A 13,668-nucleotide genomic window follows, 5' to 3' on the forward strand; every position below is an offset into this window, starting at 1 on the left:
ACGGCTCAGCATGGCACCTGCATTGATAGACGTCAACATAGACAGTTATCGAAACAGACGGCGTTCACCGGCGACCCTGGTTCGATGTGTGTCAACATAGACGTATGTCGAACGCGAAGGTGCTGCCGCTGCTCGAGCCCGCCGACGGCCAGGGTGTGGTGCCGTGCTGCCCGCCGCTGACCGAGCGCCCGATGACCGCCGACGAGGCCGAGACCGCGGCGCGGATGTTCAAGGCGCTCGGTGACCCGGTCCGGCTGCGGCTGTTCTCCGCGGTTGCCTCGCACGCGGGCGGGGAGGCGTGCGTGTGCGACATCTCCGACGTCGGTGTCTCCCAGCCCACCGTCTCCCACCACCTGAAGAAGCTGAAGGAGGCCGGGCTGCTCACCTCCGAGCGGCGCGGTACCTGGGTGTACTACCGGGTCGAGCCGTCCGTGCTCGCGGCGATGGGCAAGCTGCTCGCGCTGCCGGCCGCCGTCTGACGCAGCAGTCGCGCGATGTCCCGGGCCGCGTCGCGGGCGGGACGGCCCACACCGATGAGCGTGGCCGAGGCCGGGCCGGTCCAGTCGCCGTAGCCGAGCAGGTGCAGCCGCGGTTCGCCGAGGGCGCGGGTGCCGTCGGTGGGGATGTGCCCGCGCGGGCCGCGCAGGCCGAGGGGGGCGAGGTGGGCCAGGGCCGGGCGGAATCCGGTGCACCAGACGATCGCGTCGGCGCGGGTGTGGCTGCCGTCGGCCCACCGGGCGCCGGTGGCGGTGAGCTGCGCGAACATCGGCCTCGCGGACAGGCGTCCGGCGTCGCGGGCGGCACGAACCGGGGGTACGGCGACGATGTCGCCGAGCGAGGCCACACCGCCGGTGTCACCGCGGCCTTGTTCGAGGGCGCGGCGGCGGGCGGTGGCGACGTCGAACAGCGCGCGGCCGTCGATGCCGTCCGGCAGGAAGCGTGGCGGCCTCCTGGTCACCCACGTCACCCCGACGTTGCCGTCCAGGGCGAGGTCGGCCGCGATCTGGGCGCCGGAGTTGCCGCCGCCGACCACGATGACGCGCCGCCGGCCTCCGGCCGCGAGGTCACCCGGTCCGGTGAAGTCGGCCGGGCAGCGGTAGTCGACGGTGTGCAGCTGCCGGCCGGTGAAGAGGCCTCGGCCGGGGACGGCGGGGACGAAGGGCCGTGACCAGGTGCCGGTGGCGCTGATGACCGCCCTCGCCCGCCAGGTGCCGGCGTCCGTCTCGACCATGAGGCCGTCGCCGTCGTCGTCGCGGCGTACGGCGTCGACGCGAGTGCCGTGCTGGACGGGCAGGCCGTAGCGCTTCTCGTAGTCAGTGAGGTAGGCCACCACGTGCGCGGCGCCCGGGTAGGTCCGGCCAGGCCGGGTGGGCATGAGCCGGCCGGGCAGGGAGGAGTGTTCCGCCGGGGAGAACAGGCGCAGGGAGTCCCACATGTACTGCCATGACCCGCCCGGCGCCGGGCCGGCGTCCAGGACGACGAAGTCGAGGCCCTGGCGGCGCAGGTGGTAGCCGGCGGCCAGCCCTGCCTGGCCGCCGCCGATCACCACCACGTCGGTGTGCCGGGTCACGGTGCCGTCGTCACCGCGTCGGGGGCGAACTTCCGGCGCCAGGCGAGCGCGACGTGGACGAGGCCGATCAGCACCGGGACTTCGATCAGTGGGCCGACGACGCCGGACAGCGCCTGGCCGGAGGTGACGCCGAAGGTGGCGATGGCGACCGCGATGGCCAGCTCGAAGTTGTTGCCCGCAGCGGTGAACGCCAGGGTCGTGGTGCGGTCGTAGGCCAGACCGAGGCCCTTCCCGAGGAGGAAGGTGCCGAAGAACATGACCGCGAAGTACACGAGCAGCGGCAGTGCGATCCGGGCGACGTCCAGCGGCTGGGAGGTGATGGTCCTGCCCTGCAGGGCGAAGAGGACGACGATCGTGAACAGCAGCCCGTACAGCGCCCACGGCCCGATCTTCGGCAGGAACCGCGTCTCGTAGGCGGTGCGGCCCGTCTTCCGCTCGCCGATGCGGCGGGTGAGGAACCCGGCGAGCAGCGGGACGCCGAGGAAGATGACGACGTTCAGCGCGATCTGCCACACGGACACGTCCAGGCCCTGGCCGTCACCGAGGTTCATCCAGCGCGGCAGCAGGTCGAGGTAGAACCAGCCCAGCAGGCCGAACGCGAGGACCTGGAACACCGAGTTCAGCGCGACCAGGACGGCAGCGGCCTCGCGGTCGCCGCAGGCGAGGTCGTTCCAGATGATGACCATGGCGATGCAGCGGGCGAGCCCGACGATGATCAGGCCGGTGCGGTACTCGGGCAGGTCCGGCAGGAAGATCCACGCCAGCGCGAACATCACCGCCGGTCCGGCGATCCAGTTGACGACCAGCGAGGAGATCATCAGCTTCTTGTCGCCGGTGACGCGGTCGAGCCTGTCGTAGCGGACCTTGGCCAGGACCGGGTACATCATGACCAGCAGGCCGAGCGCGATCGGCAGGGAGATCCCGCCGATCTCGATCTTCGCGAGCGCGTCGTTCATCCCCGGGATCAGCCGGCCCGCGCCGAGACCGACGGCCATGGCCAGCAGGATCCACACCGCGAGATAACGGTCGAGGGTGGACAGCTTCTTGACGATCGAGTCGTCGCCGCCCTCGGTCTGCGCGGAGGCGGCGGGCTCGGTGGAGGTCACGGGCAGGCCCTCTTGTTCTCGGCGGCAGTGCGGGCGGAGGCGGCAAGTTCGGCGAACTGCCCGGACAGGCCGGCCAGGACCTCCGGCTTGAGCTTGTAGTAGGTGAAGCGGCCGCACGGCTCGGTCTCCACGATCCCGGCCTCGCGCAGCACCTTCATGTGGTTGGACAGGTTGGTCTGCTTGGCTCCGGTCTCCTCGACCAGGTGCGTCGTGCAGAGCGTCTCGCGCGCCAGAAGGGACACGATCTTCAGGCGGAGCGGATCGCCCAGCACCCGGATCACATCAGGATCGACTGAAGTCAGCATGCGCTGATACTGTCACATCATTGCCTGCTGATACCAGCGAGGGCTGAAGTCATCGGCGGCCGGGTTCCGCCGTGCGACAGGAGAGAACGATCACCATGGCCGACAAGCCGTCCGTCCTGTTCGTCTGCGTCCACAACGCCGGCCGCTCCCAGATGGCCGCGGCCTGGCTCACCCACCTGGCCGGAGACCGCGTCGAGGTACGCTCCGCCGGCTCCGCCCCGGGAACCGAGGTCAACCCGGCCGCCGTCGAGGCCATGGCCGAGGCCGGCATCGACATCTCCCGGGAGACTCCGAAGATCCTCACCCTCGACGCGGTCCGCGAGTCGGACGTCTGCATCACCATGGGCTGCGGCGACACCTGCCCCGTCTTCCCCGGCAAGCGCTACCTGGACTGGGAGCTGGCGGACCCGGCGGGCCAGGGCGTCGAGGCGGTGCGCCCGATCCGCGACGAGATCAAGGCGCTGGTCGAAGGGCTGATCGCCGAGATCGCCCCGGAGAAGACGGTTTGAGCGCGAGGCGCGACGCCGTCGTCACCGGCTCCGGGGCGAAGCAGTCCGTGCGGAGCGGCTCGCAGAGGCCGTCCGCGCGTCAGGCTCCGGTCCCGGCGCGGACGATGCGGGCGACGATCTCCTCGGCCACGGCCGGCAGGTCGGCGTCGGTGACGAGGCGGACCGGACCGCTCGGGTCGGCGTGGAAGACGGTCAGGCCGTCGTCCTCGACCGTGACGTGTCCGGGTTCGACGGTGTAGAGGTCGGGACGGAGCATCGACAGGGCGGTGATCGGGTCGTGCGGAGTGGTCCAGGTGCGGCCCTCGAACTCGATCCAGGCGTCGATCTCCCGGTCCCGACGGCGCCCCCTCCGTCCTGACCGACCACCGGATCGCTCCCGACCGGGGCAGCCACAATCCCTACCGGGAGCACAGCCGCCCCGGGGGCAATTTCACTGTCTCGGTCACCGACCGGGCCGCCGGCCGGCACAACACCCTGCCGCTCGCTCCCGCCGGAACACCGGAGGGCGCCGAGGGAACGGTGATCTACCGTGTGTACCTCCCGCACGGCGAGATCCGGCTGCCGAAGGCACCTTCCTCCGTGACGGCCACCGGGTCCGCGTCGCGGCCTGCGACGACGCCCTGACCAACGGGGCCGGCCGCCGCGGGCCCGTGCCGCCCTCCCCCACCGCCGGCGAACCGACCCGGCCGGCCGTCGCCCGGCTGGGCGGCTCCGGGCTGTACCCCAATCCCGACAACGCGTACGTGGCCACCGGCTTCGACGCCCCGCCTCCCGGACAGGTCCTCGTCGTGCGCGGCAAGGCGCCGCGGGTACCACCGGCGACCGGGCGCGGCCCTGGCCCGACCCGAAGGCCCAGGTGCGGTACTGGTCGATGTGCAACAACCTGTGGTGGGGTCCCGGCGAGGTCGTCGCCAACCCCATGCCCGACGGCACGGTGGACACGGGCTGCCGCACGGACTCCGACACCCGTCTCACCGCCGACGGCACGTAACACCTGCTGATCCTCCGGAACATGCTGGCCGACCCCAGCTTCGCGGAGGCGATCCAGCAGGTCCCCGTCGGCAGCGGACCGGCCCGCACCGCCGAGGTGATGGGTGACCACTACCCGAGGACGGCCTACTGCGACCTCACCTCACTGACCGCCTCCGGACCGGAGGCCTGCCCGGGCGTCAGGCGTCGTTGACCGTCGTGGTCACGGGTGTGCCGATCTCGACGGTTCTGCTCACGGTGCAGAGACGGTCGTGGGACGACTTCACCGCGCGGGGCAGGATCGCGCGGGCGCGCTCCGCTCCCTCGTCGTCCGGGAAAGCCACGGTGAAGGTGACCTCGAGGTTCGTCATGCGGTTGCCCAGGTCGTCGCTGACCTTGTCTCCGGTGACCGTCACGGAGAACCGGGTGGGCTCCGCGTGGCGGCCGGTGGCGACGTCGACGTCCACGGCCGAGCAGCCGCCGATCGCGGCCAGGAACAACTCGACCGGGGTGAATCCGGTGTCCTGGCCGCTGTCCGAGGACGTACCGAAACTGATCGATCCGCCGCGGGGGTTGGTCGCCAGGAACTGACCGCTGCTGGTGCGTTCGACGACTACGGAACGCTCCGAGTGTTCGCTCATGTCATCGACATTAGCCGCATCCGTGCACGGGGCCACGGAGGGTCGTCGGTCCGGCGACGAGCAGACGACAGGGCACGGCCTGCTCCGTGGCCCTCCTGTTCCCGCTCCCGCCCGCCCGTACATGGTGCAGTCGCGCCTCCGGCGTGCGGGTCACGGCCTCCGTCAGCCGGCCGTCGGTGAAGAGGGCTCCGGTGCCGTCTTCCAGACCCCAGCCGGCGGGGAGGGACCCGGTTGCCACGGCCTCCTGGTAGGAGGAGCGCCGGCCCGGCTCACTGGCGTAGTGCGGGCAGACCGATCCGGGCAGCAGACCCAAGCCGTCCGGCAGGAACGTCAACGGTCCGAACGAGTCCGTGTGGGATCCTTCGGCCCAGCAGTTGGCGCCGGCACTGATCCCGCACAGGAGCGTGCCGCGTTCGTGAGCCTCGCGAAGCAGCCGGTCGACGCCGTGCGCACGCCAGACCGCCAGCAGGTTGACCGTGTTGCCACCGCCGACGTACACGACGTCTTGGGAGAGCAGGAACCTCCGCAGGGCGTCGTCGTCGAGTTCCCTGCGGAACAGCGGCAGCACACTGGGTTCACAGGCGCGCGGCCGGAACGCGGTGAGGAACTGTTCGACGTAGGCGGGAGCATCGCCGCTGGCCGTCGGCACGAAGCACACCTTGGGCCGCGAGGCGCGTGCATGGGAGAGCACCCAGTCGTCCAGGAGACCGTCCGTGTCGGTGGAGAAGCCTCCTCCGACGAGGGCGAGCCGATGTGCGGGGGCTACGGACACGGACGGACGCCTCAGAGTGACGGGTACGGGTTCCCCGCACCATGGCGGGTGACCGGCCTCGTCCGCAATCGAAATCCGTCGTCGCCGGCAGCGACGATGTCCGTACGGGAGCTGACGTTGAGCTTGCGCATGATGCGCGCCACGTGGTGTTCCACGGTGCGGGTGGACAGCACCAGGCTCTCGGCGATGTCGCGGTTGGCTCGCCCCTGGACGACGAGCCTGGCCACCTCCTGTTCGCGCGGGGAGAGCTGGTCGCCGTAGCCGAGACGGCCGCGGCGGTGTGTGGTGACGACGGCGTGGCGGCGCAGCAGCCGGTGGCACCGGGCGACGTCCCAGCGTGCGCCCAGCATCTGGTACTGCTCGATCACCGCGTGAATCGTGTCCACGGCCGTCTGCCGCCGCTCGGCCCCGTCCTGCTCCGCCGCTTCCGGGGCGGGCAGGAGACAACGCCCTCTGGCCTCGGCCGTACGGGCGGCGTCGAAGAGGCGGCCGAGGCGGCGCCACTGCGTTTCGGCCTCGGCCAGCAGGAGGGCCGCGCGGTCGTGCCGTTGTCCGTCCTCGGCCAGCAGCGCCCGGCACACGGTCAGCGCCGCGCGGGCGGCGGGCGCGTCGCGGCCGGCGGTTCCCGCGTCGAAGTCCGCGACGATCCGGTGGGCCCGCGTCGTCTGACCGCTGCCGCACAGGGCCTCGACGGCGGTGGGAGCCACCTCGGTGGCCCATACCCAGCCGCCGGTCCGCTCCAGGTGCCGCAGGGCACCTTCGACGGCGTCGCAGGCCTGCCCGGGCCGACCTGCCTCCAGGTGGACGCGGGCGAGGGCCGCGGCGGACGCGGTGATGATGACGCCGGTGTCGTAGCGGGCCGTGCGGGCGGCCTCCGTGAGGTCGCGGCGGGCGCGGGGGACGTCGCCCAGCACGTGCAGGGCGGTCAGCCCCCGCACCAGCATCGCCTCCGCGGCCAGGTCGGGTATCTCCTGGTACAGGCGTGTGGTGTGGTCGGCGTCCTGGTGCAGGCGCTCCCACCCGCCCTCGTGCCAGGCCAGCACCAGGCGCCCGGTCTGCGTGAGCCCCTCCAGGTACGGGCTGCTGGTGTCGGCGAGTCCGTCGGCCGCGCGGAAGAGGAACTCCCTCGCCTTCGCGGCGTGTCCGAGGGCCATCGAGGCGTGCGCCAGGTTGGTCCAGCCCCGGGCGTACTGCGCCGCCTCCATCACCGACCCTGCCGGGCCGCGCAGCGCTTCGGCGGCCGCCCACGCCCGGTGGTCGCCGAGGAGCATGAGCGCGGTGGCGCGGTTGGCGGCCATCGCGGCCCTGGCCACCGGGTCGGTGACCCGGTCGGCGACCGCCTCGGCCCGTTCGAGCCAGGCGGCGTGCCGCTGTACCGGCCAGCCCTGGATGGACGGGATGGCGGCGACGAGCATCGCCCGTACCGCGGTCTGCGGGTCGGAGACCTCCAGGTCGGGGATGGCGCGGGCGACCTCTTCGAGACTGTCCAGTGCGCCCCCGCTCTGGTTGCGCAGGACCACGCCGAGGTGGAGGCGCATCTCGCCGCTCAGCCAGGGCGGCGGCGCGTCCTCGTCCAGCACCCGCCGCACCGCGCTCACCACCTGCTCCCCGGCCCTGGCCAGTTGCGCGGTGCGGGCCAGCTTCGCGGCGGTCCGGATACGGCCGGCGGCCCTCGGGTCCTCGGTGACGGCCTGGGTGTAGAGGGTGGTCGCCGCGGTGTAGTCGCCCTCGGCGGCGGCCCGGTCCGCGGCCGTGACGAGGCAGCGCAGGCTCTCCTTGGTGCGGCCCGCCGCCCGGTACAGCCGGGCCAGTTCCGCGAGCGGCAGCGGTGCGCCGCGGCGCTGCAGCGCGCGTGCGGCCCGCAGGCTCAGCCACGCCAGCCCCGGCCCCGGCACTTCGTCCAGCACGGCCTGTCGGTCCAGCGGGTGCCGGAACCCCGGGTGTGGTCCGTCGGCGCGGAGCACCGACCGCCGTACCGCCTGGGCGACGGCACGCTCGGTCCGCTCGGGCTCCAGGCCGGCCACCTCGGCCAGGACGTGCACGGTGACGGGCAGTTCCAGCACCGCCGCCGCCTCGACGACCCGTTGCGCGTCGTCGGTGAGCGGGCCGCGCCGCTGCGCCATGTCGCGCCTCAGCCGCGCGGGCACCTCCGCGGCGCCCACGGCGCGCACGACGCCCTCGGCCGGTGCGGCGCCGTCGGCCGCCCCCGGAATGCCGCCGTGGCACACGGCACGCAGCAGGGCCTCCGCCGCGTCCGGGAAACCGCCCGTCCGCGCGTGCACCTCCTCCGCGGCTCCCGGCTCCGTCGCCCGCTCCCGCAGCCGGCGCCGGACGAACTCGCCCGTCTCCTCGGGCGTCCACGGCCGCACCTCGACCTCCTCGACGAGGACGTGGTCCGGTACGCGGATGCCCAGGGCCGGCAGCCCGGGCGCCCGGCGTTCGGTGAGGACCAGTCGCAGCCCGGGCGGCAGGTCCGCCAGCAGTCGGTGCAGCAGGTCCCGGGTCGCCGGGTCGGCCCAGTGGACGTCCTCCACGACCATGACCACGGGGCCGTGGGCCGCCAGCAGCAAGCGGACGGCGCGCGGCAGCAGCCCGCGCCGGGTCTCCGGGTCGGCCGCCGCCGCGGGCGGCTCCGGGAGCCGGTCGGCCAACTCGGGCACCAGTGTGGCCACCACCCCGGTCAGCGGGGGCAACGGCGTGTCCGCCCCGTCCGTGCGGTACGGCAGCCCGGCCAGGGCGTCGGCGACCGGGACGAGGGCCGCGCCCTCCGGCACGTCGGGACAGACGCCGCGCACCTGTGCGCAGTCCCGCAGCCCGTCGTCGGCCAGCGCCTCGTCCACCAGCCGGGACGTGCCCGCACCGGCCTCGCCGCGCACGACCACAACGCACGGCGGCCGGCGGAGCGCCGCACGGACCCGCGCCACCTCGGCGGCGCGCCCGACGAACCCGGCATCGGTGTCCGCCGTCGCGCGGGCCGCCGGCTGGAGACCGGCGCCGTCGCCTGCCCCGGAATCAGGGAAACGTCTCTTCACAGGTGCCTCCTCGGCGCCGACGACCACGCTGGTGCGCAGGTGGTCTACCGGGCGGCGGACTCCGGTGCAATAGGTGTCCGCCACCCAGGCATGGGAGACGCCATCGGTCCGGGCCGGCCGGGTACACCGGGCCGGGCCGTCATCGTCGTTCTTTGGGTAGCGCTACGGATTGCCGGGGCGCGGCCGGACGCCCGAAGCTCTGAGCGGTCGGCCGCCCAGGCTGCCGTCCGTTCGTCAGAGGCGGTGTCGCCCGGCGCCCCACTCCGCGCGACACCCGCCCACCCCCCATGCCCCACCGCTCGTGGACCACCCAGGACACCGGCAGTGCCATTGTCATGCACTCGCCATTGCTTGGATGGCGCGCGCCGCGACGGGTGCCGTCGTCCGGATCCGAGCCGGTTTCCGGACCGCTCTCAAGGGAGAAACCATGGAGTTCGACGCTCGCGTCGTCCGGCGCGTGCTCGCCGTCGGCGCCAGTGCCGCCCTGCTCTTCGGGGCCGCGACGACCGCCGGGGCCGCCCCCGCGCCTCCCGGCGGCGGCGAGGGACGCATCGTCGGCGCCGACCGGCCGGGCGCGGTCGACGGTTCCTACATCGTGACGTTCAAGGACTCGGTCGCCCGAACCGACGTGCCGGCCTTCGCGAAGGCGCTGGCCAAGCGGCACGCGGGCAGCCTGCGTCACACCTACACGGCCGCCCTGCGCGGCTTCGCGGTCAGGATGAGCGAGGCCGAGGCCAAGGAGCTGGCCGCCGATCCGTCCGTGGCCCGCGTGGAGGCCGACGGCGTCGCCTACGCGGTCGACACGCAGACCGACCCGCCCTCGTGGGGGCTGGACCGCATCGACCAGCGCGACCGTCCGGTGGACTCGCGCTACACGTACTCCACCAAGGCCTCGAACGTCACCGCGTACATCGTGGACACCGGCATCCGCATGACCCACCGCGACTTCGGCGGCCGGGCGGTCAGCGGCTACGACTTCATCGACGACGACCGCGACGCCTCCGACTGCCAGGGCCACGGCACGCATGTCGCCGGCACCGTCGGCGGAGCCTCGCACGGTGTCGCCAAGGGCGTCGAGCTGGTCGGTGTGCGGGTGCTGAACTGCCAGGGCACGTCCGGCAGCACCTGGGGCCCGGTCCTCGCGGGCATCGACTGGGTCACCAAGAACGCGGTCCAGCCCGCCGTGGCCAACATGAGCATCGGCGGCGGACGCACCCAGTCCGTCAACGACGCGGTGGCCGCCTCCATAGCGTCCGGCGTCACCTGGGTGGTGGCCGCCGGCAACAACAACGCCGACTCCTGCCAGTACTCCCCGTCCTCGACACCGTCGGCGATCACGGTCGGCGCGACGTCCGCCAACGACGCCCGCTCGACCGGCTGGTCCAACGGGCAGGGCTCCAACTACGGTTCCTGCCTGGACCTGTTCGCTCCCGGCAACGCCATCGTGTCCACGTCCAACGCGGGCGACACCGCCTCCCAGGCGATGAGCGGCACGTCGATGGCCGCACCGCACGCGGCGGGCGCGGCCGCGCTGCTGCTCTCCGCCAACCCGACGTGGTCCCCGGCCCAGGTGCGCGACCGGATGGTCGCCGACGCCACGTCCGGCCGGATCAGCGACGCACGGGCCGGTTCGCCCAACAAGCTGCTGCACACCGGGGCCGGCACGCCGCCCACCGGACCGCTCTTCGAGAACACGGACGACCACCCCATCCGTGACAACGCCACCGTCGAGTCCCCCCTGCCGGTCACCGGCGTCGGCGGCAACGCCCCCGCCGGCCTCTCGGTCGAGGTCGACATCCGGCACACCTTCCGCGGCGACCTGCGGGTGGAGCTGGTCGCCCCCGACGGCACCACCTATCGGCTCAAGGACTACGACAGCTACGACAGTTCCGACAACGTGCGGGCCACCTACACCGTGGACGCCTCCGCCGAGACGGCCGACGGCACGTGGAAGCTGCGCGTGAGCGACAACTGGGTCAACGACACCGGATACGTCAACGCCTGGTCGCTCCAGTTCTGAACCCCGCTCCCCAGGGCCGCACCGGGCTCCGGGCCGCCCCCTCCCCGGGGCAGCCCGGAGCTCGCCCACGTGGCCGGCCGGCTACGCCGAGCAACGGCGGTGAATCGCTTGCACCGGCGATCTTCGGCTACGTAGGCTCCACGGCGTATCGGGCAGCTGTTCGCCGCCCACGGGGCAGAGAGTGAGTAGACCCATGCAGCCGACGTTCGTACTGGTACACGGAGCCTTCGCGAACTCCTTCTCCTTCGCACCGCTCCAGGCCGAACTCGGCCTCCTGGGGCACCGCTCGGTCGCCGTCGACCTCCCCGGTCACGGTTTCGCGGCGACCTACTCGCGTGCCTACCAGGCACCGCAGGACCTCGAAGGCCTCGCCACCGCGCCGGGCTCCATCAAGGGCGTCACGCTCGCCGACAACGCCGCGCACCTCATCGGCGTCCTGGAACGGGCCAAGGAGAACGGGCCGGTGATCCTCGTCGCGCACAGCCGCGGCGGTGTCACGGCCACCGCCGCGGCCAACGCACGCCCGGACCTCATCGACCGCATCGTCTACGTCTCCGCCTGGTGCCCGGTCGACCTCACCGTCGGCGACTACTACGCCGAACCGGAGATGGCCTCGGTCGACGCCGCCTCGCTGGGCCTGGCGATGGCCGGAAACCCGGCCGAACTCGGTCTGCTCCGCGTCAACTTCCGCACCGCCGACCGTGACGCCCTCGCGGCGTTCCGGGCCGCCTTCCTGGCCGACGGCACGGACGAGGAGTTCCTGACCTTCCTCAACACCTTCCAGCCGGACGAGAACCTCGACGTCGGCACCGGCGCCGACCGCGCGCAGGCGGAGACCTGGGGCCGCGTCCCGAAGACCTTCGTACGCCTCGCCGACGACGCGAGCCTGCCCCTCGCCATGCAGGACCGCCTGATCCGCGAGGGCGACGCGCTGACCCCGGACAATCCGTACGACGTCCGCACCCTCGCCGGCAGCCACCTGAAGTGGCTCGTCGACCCGGCGCCGGCGGCCCGCGTCCTGGGGGAACTCGCCTGAAGCCGGGCCCTCGGTGGTTGGTAGCCTCCCGGGATGACTGCAACGTTCGACCATGCCGTCCGTGCCCGGCTGCAGGCTCCCAACATCTGGTACGTCGGTACCGTGTTCGCCGACGGAGCGCCGCAGGTCAGTCCGATGTGGGTGGACCTGGAGGGCGAGGGCGAGCTGACGTTCAACACGTCGGTGGGCCGGGTGAAGGAGGAGAACCTGCGCCGCGATCCCCGCGTCTACCTCTCGCACGCGGACGCCGCCGACCCCTTCGACCGGGTGCAGATCAGTGGGGTGGTGGCCCGCTTCATCGAGGGTGCGGAGGCACACGACCGGATGGACCGGCTGGCCCGCAAGTACCTGGGCAGCGAACGGTTCGAGTGGACCATGCCCGGGGAACAACGGGTCGCGGTGATCGTGCGTCCGGTCAAGGTGCGGCACATCGTCGGGGTGGAGCGGTTCCGGCCCGGCGGCCCCGTTCCCGCCCCCTGACGGGCCGGTGACCGGAGGCAGCACGCTCAGCCGAGCGGATCGGTGGTGTCGCGCAGGGTGGCCAGGGCCGGTGCGTACATGCGGGCCTTGATGGTGCCGAGAGTGTCGCCGGCCTTGTTCACCTGCGCCTGGGCGATCTCGATCGCGGCCGAACGCACGCTGTCCTCGCCGACCGCCTGATCGACGATGCCGACGGCGGCGGCGTCGGTGCCGCCGTAGCGGCGGGCGGTGAGCATGGCCTCGTGGGCGGTCTGCGGCGCCAGCCGGGACTGGATGAGCGCGGTCATGCCGGGCGTGAAGGGGATGTTGATGTCCGCTTCGGGCAGGCACCAGTAGCCGCGGTCGGCACGCATCACGCGGAAGTCGTGGGCGAGGGAGAACATCGCGCCGGCGGCGAACGTGTGCCCCTGCAGCGCGGCCACCGTGACGACCGGCAGGGACAGCATCCGCGCGAACAGCTCATGGACGGAGACGACGTAGTCCTGGTGCTGGTCGGCGTGGGCGAACAGCCAGTCCAGGTCGAGCCCGTTGGACCAGAACTTGCCGGTGGCGGCGGTGACCAGGGCGCGGGGGCCTTCCGCCTTCTCCACTTCGTCGAGGGCGGCGCCGACCGCGGCGAGCCATTCGGGGTGGAACCGGTTCTCTCCATCGCCGAGGTCGAGGACGAAGACGTTCTCGTGGCGGTCGAGCGAGGGCATGGTGACTCCTTCTTGCCGGGCGGACAGGACCGCATGCTACCTGCCAGTAACTTATGAGTCATGGCACAGAACGCGCAAGAGGGTCGCAGCGTGCGATGGCGGCGCACTGCCCAGGCCGCGAGGGTCACCTCTGACGCCGGCGTCGCACGTGTGGCCAGTCGGCGAGCTCATCAGCGCCCGGGGGCTGGGCGGCGGCCTGCTCGACGGACTCGTGGAACGAGTAGACGGGACGCAGGCCACCGAGGGAGAAGACACGCAGCAGCCCCGGGTCGGCGCACGCGATCCGCAGCGAGCCGTGACGGCCCTGGATGTGCTTGGTGACGGCGACGATCATGCCGAGCCCCGTCGAGTCCAGGAAAGGTGCGCCGCACAGGTCCAGAACGAAATGACGGTGACCGTCGGCGAGGAGCCCGTCCACCGCGGCACGGACGAGGGGAGCGAAGGCGATGTCGATCTCGCCGTCGGCCTCGACGACCGTCCAGCCGTTCGTCACGCGCCAGCCGACCGATTCCTGCTGCCTCGCCATGCCC

The 13,668-nt window shown here is 72.6% G+C and carries 15 protein-coding genes; 6 read left to right on the forward strand and 9 right to left on the reverse strand.

From position 1 onward, the window contains the following. The first annotated feature begins 104 nt into the window (after positions 1–104). Positions 105–479, forward strand: a complete 375-nt coding sequence (locus AMK11_RS23700) for an ArsR/SmtB family transcription factor (protein WP_073730028.1) — start codon at positions 105–107, stop codon at positions 477–479. Here the strand turns inward: AMK11_RS23700 and AMK11_RS23705 are convergent. From AMK11_RS23705 to AMK11_RS23715, 3 genes are read right to left on the reverse strand one after another with little or no spacing between them, the layout of a single operon-like run. Next, a complete protein-coding gene (locus tag AMK11_RS23705; protein ID WP_079187653.1) occupies positions 413–1,570 on the reverse strand; it encodes an ArsO family NAD(P)H-dependent flavin-containing monooxygenase in 1,158 nt (385 codons plus the stop codon). The genes AMK11_RS23700 and AMK11_RS23705 overlap by 67 nt on opposite strands. Then, the gene (arsB, locus tag AMK11_RS23710) at positions 1,567–2,676 is read right to left on the reverse strand and encodes an ACR3 family arsenite efflux transporter (protein ID WP_073730029.1); all 1,110 of its coding nucleotides are present in this window, start codon (positions 2,674–2,676) and stop codon (positions 1,567–1,569) included. The genes AMK11_RS23705 and arsB overlap by 4 nt, the downstream gene beginning before the upstream one ends. Further along, positions 2,673–2,981: an ArsR/SmtB family transcription factor gene (locus AMK11_RS23715; protein ID WP_073730030.1), complete on the reverse strand. Its 309-nt coding sequence runs from the start codon at positions 2,979–2,981 to the stop codon at positions 2,673–2,675. Before AMK11_RS23715 ends, arsB begins: the two co-directional genes overlap by 4 nt. A 95-nt stretch (positions 2,982–3,076) precedes the next feature. Here AMK11_RS23715 and AMK11_RS23720 point away from each other — a divergent pair, with 95 nt between their 5' ends. Further along, positions 3,077–3,490 carry an arsenate reductase ArsC gene (locus AMK11_RS23720; protein ID WP_073730031.1) on the forward strand — a complete coding sequence of 138 codons (414 nt, stop codon included), beginning with the start codon at positions 3,077–3,079 and terminating at the stop codon, positions 3,488–3,490. A 79-nt stretch (positions 3,491–3,569) separates the two neighbouring features. Here AMK11_RS23720 and AMK11_RS38010 read toward each other — a convergent pair whose 3' ends face one another. Continuing rightward, positions 3,570–3,746 (reverse strand): hypothetical protein, encoded by a 177-nt coding sequence (locus AMK11_RS38010; RefSeq protein WP_158070995.1) that lies wholly within the window; start codon positions 3,744–3,746, stop codon positions 3,570–3,572. 756 nt (positions 3,747–4,502) lie between these two features. On the opposite strand from AMK11_RS38010, the gene AMK11_RS38015 reads away from it, so the two are divergent. After that, on the forward strand, positions 4,503–4,673 hold the full coding sequence (locus AMK11_RS38015) for a hypothetical protein (protein ID WP_158070996.1): 171 nt from the start codon (positions 4,503–4,505) through the stop codon (positions 4,671–4,673). Here the strand turns inward: AMK11_RS38015 and AMK11_RS23725 are convergent. Genes AMK11_RS23725 through AMK11_RS23735 form a run of 3 tightly spaced genes read right to left on the reverse strand, consistent with a single transcriptional unit; the run spans position 4,660 to position 8,988 of the window. Next, complete coding sequence (locus tag AMK11_RS23725) at positions 4,660–5,100, reverse strand: OsmC family protein (RefSeq protein ID WP_073730032.1); 441 nt, start codon at positions 5,098–5,100, stop codon at positions 4,660–4,662. The genes AMK11_RS38015 and AMK11_RS23725 overlap by 14 nt on opposite strands. Before the next feature lie 10 nt (positions 5,101–5,110). Beyond that, entirely contained in the window at positions 5,111–5,872 is a 762-nt protein-coding gene (locus tag AMK11_RS23730; RefSeq protein ID WP_073730033.1) for a peptidase E, read from the reverse strand. A gap of 11 nt (positions 5,873–5,883) precedes the next feature. Beyond that, positions 5,884–8,988: a LuxR C-terminal-related transcriptional regulator gene (locus tag AMK11_RS23735; protein WP_241847058.1), complete on the reverse strand. Its 3,105-nt coding sequence runs from the start codon at positions 8,986–8,988 to the stop codon at positions 5,884–5,886. A 343-nt stretch (positions 8,989–9,331) separates the two neighbouring features. Here AMK11_RS23735 and AMK11_RS23740 point away from each other — a divergent pair, with 343 nt between their 5' ends. From AMK11_RS23740 to AMK11_RS23750, 3 genes are all read left to right on the forward strand, one after another. Then, positions 9,332–10,924: a S8 family peptidase gene (locus tag AMK11_RS23740; protein ID WP_073730034.1), complete on the forward strand. Its 1,593-nt coding sequence runs from the start codon at positions 9,332–9,334 to the stop codon at positions 10,922–10,924. Between the two features lie 193 nt (positions 10,925–11,117). Beyond that, positions 11,118–11,960, forward strand: coding sequence for an alpha/beta hydrolase (locus AMK11_RS23745; RefSeq protein WP_198941446.1), 843 nt, complete (start codon positions 11,118–11,120; stop codon positions 11,958–11,960). A 33-nt stretch (positions 11,961–11,993) separates the two neighbouring features. Continuing rightward, a complete protein-coding gene (locus tag AMK11_RS23750; RefSeq protein ID WP_073730036.1) occupies positions 11,994–12,440 on the forward strand; it encodes a TIGR03618 family F420-dependent PPOX class oxidoreductase in 447 nt (148 codons plus the stop codon). Between the two features lie 26 nt (positions 12,441–12,466). Here AMK11_RS23750 and AMK11_RS23755 read toward each other — a convergent pair whose 3' ends face one another. Both AMK11_RS23755 and AMK11_RS23760 read right to left on the reverse strand, forming a co-directional pair. Beyond that, a complete protein-coding gene (locus AMK11_RS23755; RefSeq protein WP_073730037.1) occupies positions 12,467–13,138 on the reverse strand; it encodes an enoyl-CoA hydratase-related protein in 672 nt (223 codons plus the stop codon). 124 nt (positions 13,139–13,262) lie between these two features. Then, positions 13,263–13,664, reverse strand: a complete 402-nt coding sequence (locus AMK11_RS23760; protein ID WP_241847059.1) for an STAS domain-containing protein — start codon at positions 13,662–13,664, stop codon at positions 13,263–13,265. Positions 13,665–13,668: the final 4 nt, after the last annotated feature.

Source organism: Streptomyces sp. CB02414, assembly GCF_001905385.1.
Lineage (GTDB): Bacteria > Actinomycetota > Actinomycetes > Streptomycetales > Streptomycetaceae > Streptomyces.

Coding starts and splice junctions, on each gene's coding strand:
- AMK11_RS23720 (WP_073730031.1), top strand. CDS start 3,077: ATGGCCGACAAGCCGTCCGTCCTGTTCGTCTGCGTCCACAACGCCGGC.
- AMK11_RS23740 (WP_073730034.1), top strand. CDS start 9,332: ATGGAGTTCGACGCTCGCGTCGTCCGGCGCGTGCTCGCCGTCGGCGCC.
- AMK11_RS38010 (WP_158070995.1), bottom strand. CDS start 3,746: ATGCTCCGTCCCGACCTCTACACCGTCGAACCCGGACACGTCACGGTC.
- AMK11_RS23750 (WP_073730036.1), top strand. CDS start 11,994: ATGACTGCAACGTTCGACCATGCCGTCCGTGCCCGGCTGCAGGCTCCC.
- AMK11_RS23725 (WP_073730032.1), bottom strand. CDS start 5,100: ATGAGCGAACACTCGGAGCGTTCCGTAGTCGTCGAACGCACCAGCAGC.
- AMK11_RS23700 (WP_073730028.1), top strand. CDS start 105: ATGTCGAACGCGAAGGTGCTGCCGCTGCTCGAGCCCGCCGACGGCCAG.
- AMK11_RS23755 (WP_073730037.1), bottom strand. CDS start 13,138: ATGCCCTCGCTCGACCGCCACGAGAACGTCTTCGTCCTCGACCTCGGC.
- AMK11_RS23745 (WP_198941446.1), top strand. CDS start 11,118: ATGCAGCCGACGTTCGTACTGGTACACGGAGCCTTCGCGAACTCCTTC.
- AMK11_RS23760 (WP_241847059.1), bottom strand. CDS start 13,664: ATGGCGAGGCAGCAGGAATCGGTCGGCTGGCGCGTGACGAACGGCTGG.
- AMK11_RS38015 (WP_158070996.1), top strand. CDS start 4,503: ATGCTGGCCGACCCCAGCTTCGCGGAGGCGATCCAGCAGGTCCCCGTC.
- AMK11_RS23715 (WP_073730030.1), bottom strand. CDS start 2,981: ATGCTGACTTCAGTCGATCCTGATGTGATCCGGGTGCTGGGCGATCCG.